The organism is Pseudoselenomonas ruminantium (assembly GCF_900142515.1).
GTDB classification, from domain to species: domain Bacteria; phylum Bacillota; class Negativicutes; order Selenomonadales; family Selenomonadaceae; genus Selenomonas_A; species Selenomonas_A ruminantium_D.
In genome coordinates, this window is record NZ_FRBC01000045.1 from 1 (window position 1) to 12041 (window position 12041).

The following is a 12041-nucleotide window of genomic DNA, read 5'->3' on the forward strand; positions in this document are numbered from 1 at the left end:
CTTCTATTATGACAATGGGCAGACCATCGATTTGCCGCTTAACGAGCCTGACCTCGAATATTGGAAGCGGCAGTTGCAATGATCATTTTCCCCAGACCTGTGCCATGAAATCATCATACACAGCTTCCAGATGCTGTACGAGAACACTGAGCATCAATTGAATCATCTTGCTGTCAAAAGTTTCATCTACAAAGGGCAGGCAGATATCCAGATAAACCTTGCCATCCTCATGCACATAATACTTGAAGCTCTTATAGCGAGCATTCAGGTCATTCAGGTACACCTTTATCCGTGACATCTTATCCTCAGGCAACCCACTGATGATTTGCGTGCGGATCACCGTGAAGATACTGGTATCGATCAGGATAGCCATCGGAAGGATCTGCCCTCTGGCCTCGATGCGGGAACGAAAAAGAACAGTAGCATAGTCATCATCCATGGATTCCGTACTGAAAACATTGATGTTATTCTCCATCAGGAATTCCTGGAACCGGACTGCCTTCTCATTGTTTTCCACCCGGTTCTTCGCTTCTGACATTTATCTTCCTCCCTCAAAAAGCAAAATAACGACAAGCATTATTATAGCTGATATCTTCCACCAATTTCCCCAAGATTTTCATATCTGCCGGATATTCGCCATTCTCCACGAGATTACCGATGAAATTACACAAAATACGCCGATAATATTCATGACGGGAATACGATAACAAAGAACGGGAATCCGTGGGTGCACCAATGGTATTGCCTAAGACAGAAACGCTGGCCAGCGCCCGTAACTGAGCCTCAATACCAGCTTTATGATTGTTGAACCACCAGGCTGCCCCATGCTGCACTTTTCCCAGGAATTCTGTCCCTGAAAAAGCCGGCAACAGGGATGCAATCACCACATTGTCCCCTGGATTCAGGGAATAGATGATGGTCTTCGGTAATTTACCATCTTTATCCAGCGCATTCAACAGGGCGGCCAATGCTGGAGCGCAGTTATGGGTATCCACCACATCAAAGCCGCTATCCTGGCCTAAAATATCAAAGGCCCGGGAGTTCACATCCCGCAGAGCAGAATAATGCAACTGCATGGTCCAGCCCCGACGTGCATATTCCTGTCCCAAAAACAGCAGGATTGCCGTCTTATACTGTTCCATGGCCAGCTTGGATGGACTGCCCTTCCCATTGATAACTTTCCCTACTACATCATCCAGCTCATATTCCCGGGCTGGAGCAAAAACCATATACGGCAACGCATGATCGGCAATCCGGCAGCCATTTTCCTCAAAATAATCCAAGCGCTTCACAAGGGCATCACGGATATCCTGCATGGTCGAGATATCATCCATGTCTGCCGCTTCGCCCAGTTCATAGCGCATGTAATTATCCCAGCTCTCATCTTCGATATTGAGGACCGGATCTGCCCGGAAAGTGGGCAATACCTTGGCAGGACAAATACCTTCTGCCTTTATTTTTTTATGCCATTTGAGGTCAGATACCGGATCATCCGTGGTACAGATAACCTGCACACCAGACTGGCGAAGGATTCCCTGCGCACGCATATCAGCAGACTGCAGCCGCTCATTGCAGATATTCCAGATCGTCTCCGCATTCTCACCATTGAGCACCAGATCACAATCGAAATAGCGTTTGAGTTCCAGATGGGTCCAATGATAGATGGGATTGCCAATAGCCCGAGGCAGGCTTTCAGCAAAGTATTGGAATTTTTCCCGGGAAGAGACCTCTGTACTGGACACACAGCCTTCCGCCACACCATTGCTTCTAAGCAGGCGCCATTTATAAGTATCTGCAGCCAGCCAGGCCTGAGCTATATTGCGGAACTCCCGGTTCTCAGCAATATCTCTGGGACTTATATGACAATGGTAGTCATAGATAGGCATGGGAGCGGCATGTTCGTGATAAAGTACCCGGGCCGTTTCCGTCTGCAAGAGAAAATCTTCATCCATAAATGGTCTCATAAATACCCCTCCCATAGCCTCAGTCAGGATTTACTGCCTAAAGTGGTCTTGTAATAAAGCGCTACGCAAACCACCGCAAAGACGATTCCCACCGGGTAAGAAATACTGGTGGACAGCTGCAAACCTTCCGGTGCCTGCAGGATATAGGTGCAGGATACAGCCGACATGAACGTTGCCGGTACAAACGGAATCTTCCAGGCACCGGACCCCCGTTTCGTGCGATAGAGATATACTGCGCCTGTCCAGAGCACAATCATAGCCAGCGTCTGGTTCGTCCAGGAGAAATAACGCCAGATGATATTGAAGTCCATCTGGGACAGGATACCGCCTACAGCCAGCAGGGGAACAGCAAACATCAGGCGTTTGACAGCCTGATCCTGATTGATGCCAAACCAGTCAGCCAAGGTCAGGCGGGCAGAACGGAACGCCGTATCACCAGAAGTGATGGGGCAGGCAATAACGCCCAGCATAGCGAGTACCGCACCAACACCAGAGCCCATAAAGCCCACGCAGATATCATAGACCACCGTGCCGGCACCGCCAGCCTTCATAGCTGCGGCCAATCCGCCCGTGCCATCATAGAACGTGACACCGGCAGCTGCCCAAATCAGGGCGATAATACCCTCAGAAACCATCGCGCCATAGAAAACAGGACGGCCCAATCTTTCATCTTTCAGACAGCGGGCCATGATGGGAGACTGTGTGGAATGGAAACCGGAGATTGCACCGCAAGCCACCGTGATGAACATCAGCGGCCATATGGGCATCTTTTCCGGACCAGCCGGATGGAGATTCTGCAAGGTCAATTCCGGCATGGTATGACCGCCCACACCGAAAAGCATGCCGCCCATGATGCCCAGCGCCATCACGATAAGGCAGATCCCGAAGATGGGATAGAAACGGGCGATGAGCTTGTCGATCGGCAACAGAGTAGCCAGGAAATAATAAGCCAATACACACGGCAATACAACCGTAACAGCTACCCCCGTCAGCTTGGCCAACAGACCTGCAGGGCCTGTCATGAACACAGTACCAACGAGAACCAGCAATACCACGGAGAATACACGCATGATCATCAGCATGGTAGGCCCCATATGGTGACCAACTACCTCAGAGATACTCTTGCCATCCTCGCGCAAGGAAATCATCCCGGACAGGTAGTCATGGACGGCACCGGCGAAAATCGTACCGAAAACAATCCAGAGATACACGCTCGGCCCCCAGATAGCACCACCCAAAGCACCAAAGATGGGCCCTAAGCCAGCGATATTCAGTAATTGGATCAAAAATACCTTCCATGTGGGCAGCGGAATATAATCCACGCCATCATTGTGCACTAATGCTGGTGTCTGCGCATCGGTGGGACCGAACACATTATCCACAATCTTCCCATAGACAAAATAGCCCACAATCAGGGCGCACAAAGCCACCAAAAATGTAACCATGAAATGTCACCTCGTTTTAGTAAATTTAGAATAATTGCGAAAATTCCTATCAGCGAACCGTCTCTATCCTCCTTTGTGATGGTTTATTATTTGTGCTATACTAAGTTGTATTCGCAATTCAGGACAAAAATCCTGCTCTTTTTTTAAAGTTTTATCACCTTTCTGTAAGGAGGTCTTTATGGAAATCCTATTATTTTTGCTGCTCGGTCTCGGTGTAGGCACCTTCGGTACACTGGTGGGCATTGGCGGCGGTCTGATCTGTGTGCCGATCTTCATCATGTTTCTGTCTGCGGGCACAAGCCATCCATTCTTTGAAACAGCTGCCCAGATCACCGGCACCTCACTTGTAATCGTCATGGCCAATGCCCTGTCCGGAACCATCGCCTATATCCGGCAGAAACGCATATACTTCCAGGCAGCTGTACCCTTTGCCATCGCCACCCTGCCTGGTGCCTTCTTCGGCTCTTATATCGTAGACAAATTCAATCCGCCCATGCTGAATTTCTACTTTGGTATCTTCCTGTTGTTCATGGCAGTCATCATGTATACCAACAGCCGCCGCAAACCACCAGCAGATGTGCATGAACTGCCCGCTGGCTTTGCCTACAATCGCTGGATCGGCATCATCTCCAGCTTCGGCGTGGGCTTTTTATCCAGTATCTTCGGCATCGGCGGCGGTGTCATCCATGTACCATTGATGATTTACCTCTTAGGCTTCCCGGTGCATATGGCCACCGCCACTTCCCACTTCGTGCTGGCCTGCTCCTCCGCCTTTGGTGTCGTATCCCACTTCCTGCTCGACCATATCATCTGGATGCCCGCCATCTGCATCTCCATTGGCGCCGCCATCGGTGCCCAGATTGGCGCCAAGATTTCCAGAAAAACCAAATCCAAGGTCATTCTGGCCCTGCTGTCCCTAGCCATGTTCGCCCTGGGCTGCCGCCTGATCCTGATGGGCAGTGCACAGTGAAACATAGAAAATCTGACCAATCCCCCAAGGAACTGGTCAGATTTTTTTATTTTCCCAAAGATATCTCAAGTTCTTGGCATGAAGGCAGGATCCTTCTATGAAGTCCTGTAAATAATCGGGAAATATTCCCTCCTGCTGACAAAGGCACTGCAAGCGTGTGATGTTTTCTTCCCTCTGCACATCATATTCGATGCGATGAAGGATCCTGGCCAGTTCCTTGCGCACCTCCGGTGTGTAGAGGCTCTTGAGGTTGGCAACCCTTGCTGTGCTGATGGCTGCCCGGAACAGATAACGGCTGACGGCCAGTTCGTGGTTGATATTGGCATATCCCTTTTGTTCCCACGCCCTGGCTGCGCTTTCGTCCGCATCTTTCTCCCCGGGCACAAAATCGATTTCCTTGAACAGGGTATCATCCAGCAGCCGCACCATCTCGCTTTTAGCATAAAGATGCTTTTCCCGCACCGGAAATTCTCCCTTCTGCAAGGCAGACAGGACACCGTTATAACGCACATTCAGGAAATCGCCATATAGCACCCCCACATCTGTAAGCTTCCGACTAATGTCCATCAAGGTATCATAGGGTTCATAAGCCCGCGTCAGCAGATTCTCTGCCAGCACTGCATCAAAGCTGCCATTGGGAAAGGGCAATCTCTCCCACCGGCTATCCAGGAAGTGCCATTCGATATCCAGCCCGGCAAATTCAGGCAGATCCGCCACCTCGGGAATCTCCGTGATGACGGTCAGGCGGGCATGAGGATAAAAAGCAGCCAACCTGCCCACATAAGGTAGGCTCTCAATAAGCAGCCAGCGCAATGGTGCAGGGCCGCCGCTGAGGAAACACGTCAGATCCTGCTTCATAGGGCAAAATCCCCCTTTCGCCCCCAGAGATCAATGCAAACCTGCCAAAAAGCAGCCGCATATTGCTGCCGGTCACAAAGAGGGCTATGTTCGATTTCCCAGCGCAGGTTTTTCTGTGTCGCGGCCAGGAACGAGCGATCTGCAGCCAGCTGCAAAGCAATCTTCACATAATCGCGCGGTGTCTCTGCAATCCATTCCCCGTAACCGGCCACGATCAGCAGACTGGCACCGAAACGGGAGCTGTGATGGTCTCCCCTCAGCGTCACCACTGGTACCCCCATATAGAGCGCGGTTGCTGTCATGGCGCCGCCATTATACGGAAAAGTATCCAGCATGATGTCAATCTCCTGATAGGCTTCCAGATAATTATCCGTCCCCAGCCGCACCTCCACCCGTTCCATGGGCAGGCCAGCTTTTTCCAGCCGTTTTTCCAAAGCCATCCGCCGCTCCGGCAATCTCGTGGTATCCTGATAGATAAACCTTGCACCGGGCTGCATATCCAAAATATCCCGCCAGAGGGAAAGCACTTCATTGTTGATCTTCATGCCATTCTGAAAACAGCCATATGTCACATGTCGTCCCTGCCGTGGCCGACGGCCAATGCGCTCCATAGCCGGATTGGGGGTAAAGCAAAAAGCCTGCGGCAGGTATAGGAGCTCTTCGCTGAAAAATAATGGATCATCTTCTGCCGGGTCAAGTACAGCATCCGTCAACAGCCCATCCACCGCTGCCAGCCCCGTGGTATCGAAATAACCGATGGCACTGAGCTGCACAGGTGCGGGCTTTTTTGCCAGGACCATCAGCGTCAGCCCACCCGCCGTATGACCGCAAAGATCTACCAATATATCGATTTCATCCCAGCGGATGGCCTGCGCCATCTCCACCAGATTTTTTCCCGCCAGGCAACGATAGATAAGCCCGCATCCCTGCAGACTATGCGTAAAAGCATCTTCCTCATCCTCCAACGCATAGAGATAGGTATCCGCATAACGCACATCCAGCCCCGTGACCAGAGCTTCGTAAAAGCGCGCGGCGGCACTGTCACAGAAATCATCCGCCAAAAAGCCGATACGCAGCCGGCTGTGCGGTGCTATCCGGCGCGGCGGCAGTAATTCTTCCTCTCGGTAGAGCTGCTGATAGAACTTATGCTGTTCCCAAAGGTCAACCGCACTGATGCCCGGCAGATAATGCAGGGCAAACAAAAAATTGGAATAATGCTGCCGCTGGCTGCGCAGGAACCTGTCACACTGCGCTGCATTGCTATAAGCAGCCGCAGCTCCTTCAGCATCCGCCAGATCGTGAAACACCGCTCCATAGAGTTCATGGAGCCGCCATTCTTCCTCTGCCGGGACCTGTCCCCGCAGTCCATCCAATCTTGCCCGGGCAGCCTGCGTCCTGCCCCGCTGCAAAAAACCAACGATTTCCTGCCACTGCGCCTCCATGCTCTCACCTCATTTCCCTATCCCTACGAAAGTTCAGCCTTTTAACCGGAAATAAGCAATCTCCGGCGGACAGCCAACGCGCAAAGGCAGCCAGCTGCCATTGCCGCAATGGACATATCCTATGGAATTTCCATTCTTCACCATACCACGGTTATATTTATACATCGGAATCACCGCCAGCCCAAAGAGACCTAACTGACAGCCATGCGTGTGCCCGGTAAGCGTCAGCGGAATGCCCAATGCTGCCCCATCATCAATATATTCCGGATGATGGGCCAGTAAAATGGTCTGCGAAAGTTCCGCCGTGGGGATATTCTTTATAGCTTTCTTGGTCAAGGCCTCTTTTTCCTGCTGGAAACTTTCATCATCCCGCGCAAAAGTATATTCGGCTCCTGCCAGCCATAAATCCGTACCAGGAACTTTATCCGCCCGTCCAATCAGCATACACACCCTTGTCTTTTTCAACAATTCTTCCGTATGCGCCCAATTGCGGTAATGCTCATGGTTGCCAATGCAGAAGTAAATCCCCTTGGGAAAGAGATCAACGGCCTCTTCCACCACCTGCACGGCCGCCGGATTCAGCGTCACATCATCAAACAAGTCTCCAGTTATCACCAAAATATCCGGCTTATCCTCAGCCACCAGCTGCAACAGCCCGCGCAAGTCCTCCACCGAAAAGAAAGTTCCCAGATGCACATCACTGATCTGCGCTACAGTCAACCCCGCTCCCGCAGGCAATGTCACATCATAATAACGCTTCACCTGATGCTTGCGCTCATAACAGTAACCATAGGCACTGCTGCCTGCCAGCACCAGCGGGTAAAGGGCTGCCCCCTTCAGGACGCGCCGCTTGTTTTCATCCACAGGAACCCTGCGATACACCACATACGTCAGCAGTGCCGGCATAAATATGAAGATAAAGAACGCAGCTAAAAATAACATTAACCAAAACAAACAACTAACCTCCAAAATTGCTGTAAAACCAAAAAAAGAGAACCGGCCATGCCGATTCCAACATACATAATTATGAGAGCATAATAAATTGTCAACCGATAAATTATAATTACATTATGCTAAGCCACGCAGGTGAGCGTTCTCCGCCTGTCTTTCCCTGTAATACCAGCGGATGGAATTGCCAATGGCACAACGAATAGCATCCAGCTCCCCAGCCAGTGCCAGTTTACGCAATTTCGTCACATCGAAGCCATTGACTGACAAGTAACTTGCAGAAAGGAAACCTCCTCGTTTTAATTGTTTGCGAAAAATCGCGCTGTCACGACGGTCCATCTCTATGTTCTTGATAGCCATATAAACAACCCCCCATAATCCCCTATGAAGTATATTTACATGCTCTCTGCGTTGCACCTATATTATAACATTTTTTTGTAAACTTGTATACCTATTTTGTTTCTTTTTTCACAATTCTTGTAAGTGTGGTGAATTTTTGTTATTATTACTTTGATGTGATTATTATTTATTAGGAGGTCTTTCGATGCTAACAGCACAAACTAAAGAGTATCCACTGTCAGCGGAATTACAGGCTAAGATTGATTTAGTTTTGGAATCCCATGACAATGATCCCACGCAGATCGTGGGCATACTGCTGGAAGTGCAGGATTTGAATGAACGCCATTATGTGCCGGAACCGACCGCGTACTATCTGGCTGACCGGCTGGGCATACCGGTGACCAATGTGTTTGACTGCCTGAGCTTTTACAGTGAGCTGTCGGCAACTCCCCGGGCAAAATATCCCATTCAGGTATGTTCCTCGCCTGCCTGCCGGGTTAACCGCATCGATACGGAACGGCTGCTGTCCACACTGCAGGACCTTTTGGATATCAAGATCGGCGAAATCACCTATGATGGCCGCTTCACCTTGGAGCGCACCACCTGTTACGGAGCCTGTGACCGTGCGCCATCCGTGCGCATCAATGGTCATGTCTACGACCATCTGGACACCACCGAAAAAATCGAAGCCCTGTTGCGGTCACTGAAGTGAGGAGGTTGAATGTATGAGCACACAAGTAAGATTCCTGACCAAAAACTTCGGTGCCTATGACACGAACTCCATTGGTGCCTATATGAATATTGGCGGCTTCAAGGCTTTGCGCAAGGCTGTCACCATGGATCCGGAAGATATCTGCACCATGCTGTCCGACGCCAAGATACGCGGGCGCGGCGGCGCTGAATACCCGCTGGGCCGCAAATGGAGCCAGGCCCGTGCCGTAAAGGGTGAGAACAAGGTGATCATCTGCAACGCGGACGAAGGAGAGACCACCACGTTCAAGGACAGAGAACTCATCAAGAACGATCCCTTCAATCTCATTGAAGCCATGATCATCGCCGGGTTCGTCTGCGGCGCTACCGACGGTTACATCTATATGCGTGCAGAATACGCCTGCTATCGCCCGATTCTCTTGAATGCCATCCGTCAGGCCAAGAATTATGGTTTCTTAGGCGAAAATATATTAGGCAAAGGTTTTGACTTCAATATCCACCTCTACTCTGGCGGCGGTGCTTATGTCTGCGGCGAAGGCACGGCCCTGATCCGCTCCATCGAAGGCAAGGCAGGACGCCCTCGCATGAAACCGCCCTTCATCAAGGTCAGCGGCGTCTTCGCCCGCCCGACCTGCCTGAATAATGTCGAAAGCCTGTCTCTGGTTCCCCATCTGCTGTTGGATCAGGACACCTATATGAACTGCGGCATGGGTGAGTCCATCGGCACGAAACTGGTCAGCGTGGCCGGCAATGTCAACAATCCCGGCGTCTTCGAGATTCCGTTCGGCACCACCATTCGGGATATCATCTACAACTTAGCCGGCGGCATCCAGCATGACCGGGAAATCCAGCTGATCCAGTTTGGCGGCGCTTCGGGCAAGGTTTCCGATGCCAGCATCCTGGACACGCCCTATACCTATGATGACCTGCGTGCCGCAGGCGTCATGGTCGGTTCCGGAGGCCTGCTGGTCATCGACAAGCGCACGAGCGTATTGGACTTCCTGCGCATGAATCAGGAGTTCTTCTCTGAGGAAAGCTGTGGCCAGTGCACGCCCTGCCGTGAAGGCAACCTCCATATCAAGATCATTTTAGACAAGCTGGCCAAGGGTGAGGCCACGGAACAGGACATCAAGACCATGAGCACCATTGCCAAGGTCATGAGCATGTCCTCCCTCTGCGGGCTGGGTGAAACGGCCCAGAACACCCTGCAGTCGGCGATGAAGAAATTCCCGGAAGTATTTGCTATCGGAGGTACCAAGGCATGAGCGAAATGAACGAAAGCCAGGAAATGGTCAGCCTGACCATCAACAATATCCCCATCGAAGTGCCCAAGGGCACGAAAATCATGCAGGCGGCACAAACCATCGGCATCGATATCCCGCACCTGTGTTACCATGAAGACCAGCGCATCAAGGCCCATTGCCGCCTGTGCTCCGTGGAGGTCACGGGCAAGAAACGCCTGCTGGCCGCCTGTTCCACGGAAGTCTGGGAAGGCATGGACGTCCATACGGATACCCAGATTGTCCGCGACACGCAGGTTTCCATACTCCAGCTGATGCTGGCCAATCACCATAAGGACTGTCTGAGCTGTCCCCGTAACCAGAACTGCGACCTGCAGCGCCTCTGCAGCCGCTTCAATATCCTGGAATCCAACCTGCCCAGCGTGGTCAAAGAAGAACCGCGCATCGAGACCAATCCCTCCATCGTCCGTGATCCGTCCAAGTGCATCCGCTGCGGACGCTGCATCCGCGCCTGCAAGGACGTACAGGGCATTGCCGCGCTGACCTACGCGGGGCGCAGCAGCGATATCGTGGTGACCACGGCCTTCAACAAGCCCATGGAAGCCACGGACTGCATCCTCTGCGGCCAGTGCAGCCTTGTCTGTCCCACAGGTGCCATCGTGGAAAAGGACGATACCCAGAAAGTGCTCGATGCCCTGCAGGATAACACGAAGCACGTGATCGTGCAGGTCGCTCCATCTGTCCGCGTGGCTCTCGGCGATGCCTTCGGCCTCGAACCGGGCGCCATCGTCACGGGCCAGATGGTCAAAGCCCTGAAGCTCCTGGGCTTTGACAAGGTCTTTGATACGAACTTCGGCGCGGACCTGACCATCATGGAAGAGGGCCATGAATTCCTCAACCGCCTCAATAATGGCGGCGTACTGCCCATGATGACCTCCTGCAGCCCGGGCTGGGTCAACTATATGGAGAAACATTTCCCCTCCTGTATCGACCACCTCTCCTCGGCCAAGTCCCCCATGAGCATGTTCGGCGCCATTGCCAAGACCTATTACGCCAAGCAGGCCGGACTCAAACCGCAGGAAATCGTCACGGTATCCATCATGCCCTGCACGGCAAAGAAATTCGAAGCCGCCCGCCCGGAAATGGGGCGCGATGGCTATCAGGACGTAGATATCGTGCTCACCACCAGAGAGCTGATCAAGCTCATCAAATACGTGGGCCTGTCCATCGGCAAGCTCCCAGAAGACGACTTTGACAGCCCGCTCGGTCTCTCCTCTGGTGCCGGTGCCATCTTCGGTGCTACCGGCGGCGTGATGGAAGCAGCTCTGCGCACGGTCTACGAGAAAGTCACGGGAAAAACGCTCGACAAAGTAGAATTCATGGACGTACGCGGCTTTGATGGCATCAAAGAAGCCACCATCCATCTGCCGGGCCGGGATGTACGCATCGCTGTCGCGCATACCCTCAAGAACGCCCGCAAGATCATGGAACAGGTCAAGAAGGGCACAAGCCCCTATGATTTCATCGAGATCATGGCCTGCCCCGGAGGCTGCATCGGCGGCGGCGGCCAGCCCATCGGCACCACCAATGCCATACGCAAGCAGCGCATTGCGGCACTCTATGAAATCGATAAGACGCTGCCCATCCGCAAGTCCCATGAGAATCCGGATATCCAGACGCTTTACAACGATTTCCTCGGCGAGCCTTTGAGCGAAAGAGCCCATGAACTGCTGCATACCCACTACCATAAAGTAGATAAACCTTATAATTTCAACTAAAGCCACCCAAACAGAAAGGCGCTGTGATGAAATGCGAAAGCATTTTATCCACAGCGCTTTTTTATTGCGTGATTTTGTATCTTATACCATTATAATCTAAAAAAGGGCGCAATGCCCCTTTCCCCATAAAGTAGCTTATTATCTGTTTATGCGGCTAATTTTACTCGATTGATTTTATTATGGTATTTATAAAGATTATGCCCTATAGAAACAAGGAAAATTTCCAGTCTTACCTGTTCCATGCCTTTTCTTACGACTCGTTTATACCAGCGATCATATTTCATTACGCCAAAAGTACCTTCTGATTGTATGGAGCGATTCATTCTCAGCAGTGCTCCGTGGATG

General features: G+C 51.7%; 12 protein-coding genes. 4 read left to right on the forward strand and 8 right to left on the reverse strand.

Features of this window, described 5'->3' with window-relative positions:
* Window positions 1-82: 82 nt before the first annotated feature.
* From BUB68_RS14475 to BUB68_RS14485, 3 genes are read right to left on the reverse strand one after another with little or no spacing between them, the layout of a single operon-like run.
* Complete coding sequence (locus tag BUB68_RS14475) at window positions 83-538, reverse strand: YbjN domain-containing protein (RefSeq protein ID WP_073092914.1); 456 nt, start codon at window positions 536-538, stop codon at window positions 83-85.
* 13 nt (window positions 539-551) lie between these two features.
* Window positions 552-1964, reverse strand: coding sequence for a glucuronate isomerase (uxaC, locus tag BUB68_RS14480; RefSeq protein ID WP_073092917.1), 1413 nt, complete (start codon window positions 1962-1964; stop codon window positions 552-554).
* 23 nt (window positions 1965-1987) lie between these two features.
* Window positions 1988-3409, reverse strand: coding sequence for a carbon starvation CstA family protein (locus BUB68_RS14485; RefSeq protein ID WP_073092920.1), 1422 nt, complete (start codon window positions 3407-3409; stop codon window positions 1988-1990).
* A gap of 178 nt (window positions 3410-3587) precedes the next feature.
* On the opposite strand from BUB68_RS14485, the gene BUB68_RS14490 reads away from it, so the two are divergent.
* Window positions 3588-4379, forward strand: a complete 792-nt coding sequence (locus BUB68_RS14490) for a sulfite exporter TauE/SafE family protein (protein ID WP_073092923.1) — start codon at window positions 3588-3590, stop codon at window positions 4377-4379.
* 36 nt (window positions 4380-4415) lie between these two features.
* Here the strand turns inward: BUB68_RS14490 and BUB68_RS14495 are convergent, their stop codons facing one another.
* The 4 genes from BUB68_RS14495 to BUB68_RS14510 all read right to left on the reverse strand — a co-directional run bounded on the left by BUB68_RS14495 (window position 4416) and on the right by BUB68_RS14510 (window position 7987).
* On the reverse strand, window positions 4416-5237 hold the full coding sequence (locus BUB68_RS14495; protein WP_073092927.1) for a methyltransferase domain-containing protein: 822 nt from the start codon (window positions 5235-5237) through the stop codon (window positions 4416-4418).
* Entirely contained in the window at window positions 5234-6679 is a 1446-nt protein-coding gene (locus BUB68_RS14500) for an O-linked N-acetylglucosamine transferase, SPINDLY family protein (RefSeq protein WP_073092930.1), read from the reverse strand. The genes BUB68_RS14495 and BUB68_RS14500 overlap by 4 nt, the downstream gene beginning before the upstream one ends.
* Window positions 6680-6712: 33 nt before the next feature.
* Window positions 6713-7633: a metallophosphoesterase gene (locus BUB68_RS14505; protein ID WP_143188186.1), complete on the reverse strand. Its 921-nt coding sequence runs from the start codon at window positions 7631-7633 to the stop codon at window positions 6713-6715.
* A gap of 114 nt (window positions 7634-7747) precedes the next feature.
* A complete protein-coding gene (locus BUB68_RS14510; protein ID WP_014425759.1) occupies window positions 7748-7987 on the reverse strand; it encodes a hypothetical protein in 240 nt (79 codons plus the stop codon).
* 184 nt (window positions 7988-8171) lie between these two features.
* Between BUB68_RS14510 and BUB68_RS14515 the strand changes: the two genes are divergently transcribed.
* Genes BUB68_RS14515 through BUB68_RS14525 form a run of 3 tightly spaced genes read left to right on the forward strand, consistent with a single transcriptional unit; the run spans window position 8172 to window position 11696 of the window.
* The gene (locus tag BUB68_RS14515; RefSeq protein ID WP_073092934.1) at window positions 8172-8678 is read left to right on the forward strand and encodes an NADH-quinone oxidoreductase subunit NuoE family protein; all 507 of its coding nucleotides are present in this window, start codon (window positions 8172-8174) and stop codon (window positions 8676-8678) included.
* A 13-nt stretch (window positions 8679-8691) separates the two neighbouring features.
* A complete protein-coding gene (locus BUB68_RS14520; protein ID WP_073092937.1) occupies window positions 8692-9942 on the forward strand; it encodes a complex I 51 kDa subunit family protein in 1251 nt (416 codons plus the stop codon).
* Window positions 9943-9947: 5 nt separating this feature from the next.
* A complete protein-coding gene (locus BUB68_RS14525; RefSeq protein WP_073092939.1) occupies window positions 9948-11696 on the forward strand; it encodes an NADH-dependent [FeFe] hydrogenase, group A6 in 1749 nt (582 codons plus the stop codon).
* Between the two features lie 146 nt (window positions 11697-11842).
* Here BUB68_RS14525 and BUB68_RS14530 read toward each other — a convergent pair.
* Window positions 11843-12041 (reverse strand): transposase (locus BUB68_RS14530; RefSeq protein ID WP_073088839.1); only part of this gene is annotated, 199 nt, incomplete at its 5' end.

Excerpts from the sequence above, each read along its gene's own strand:
- BUB68_RS14475 (WP_073092914.1), bottom strand. The coding sequence starts at position 538 with ATGTCAGAAGCGAAGAACCGGGTGGAAAACAATGAGAAGGCAGTCCGG.
- uxaC (WP_073092917.1), bottom strand. The coding sequence starts at position 1,964 with ATGAGACCATTTATGGATGAAGATTTTCTCTTGCAGACGGAAACGGCC.
- BUB68_RS14485 (WP_073092920.1), bottom strand. The coding sequence starts at position 3,409 with ATGGTTACATTTTTGGTGGCTTTGTGCGCCCTGATTGTGGGCTATTTT.
- BUB68_RS14490 (WP_073092923.1), top strand. The coding sequence starts at position 3,588 with ATGGAAATCCTATTATTTTTGCTGCTCGGTCTCGGTGTAGGCACCTTC.
- BUB68_RS14495 (WP_073092927.1), bottom strand. The coding sequence starts at position 5,237 with ATGAAGCAGGATCTGACGTGTTTCCTCAGCGGCGGCCCTGCACCATTG.
- BUB68_RS14500 (WP_073092930.1), bottom strand. The coding sequence starts at position 6,679 with ATGGAGGCGCAGTGGCAGGAAATCGTTGGTTTTTTGCAGCGGGGCAGG.
- BUB68_RS14510 (WP_014425759.1), bottom strand. The coding sequence starts at position 7,987 with ATGGCTATCAAGAACATAGAGATGGACCGTCGTGACAGCGCGATTTTT.
- BUB68_RS14515 (WP_073092934.1), top strand. The coding sequence starts at position 8,172 with ATGCTAACAGCACAAACTAAAGAGTATCCACTGTCAGCGGAATTACAG.
- BUB68_RS14520 (WP_073092937.1), top strand. The coding sequence starts at position 8,692 with ATGAGCACACAAGTAAGATTCCTGACCAAAAACTTCGGTGCCTATGAC.
- BUB68_RS14525 (WP_073092939.1), top strand. The coding sequence starts at position 9,948 with ATGAACGAAAGCCAGGAAATGGTCAGCCTGACCATCAACAATATCCCC.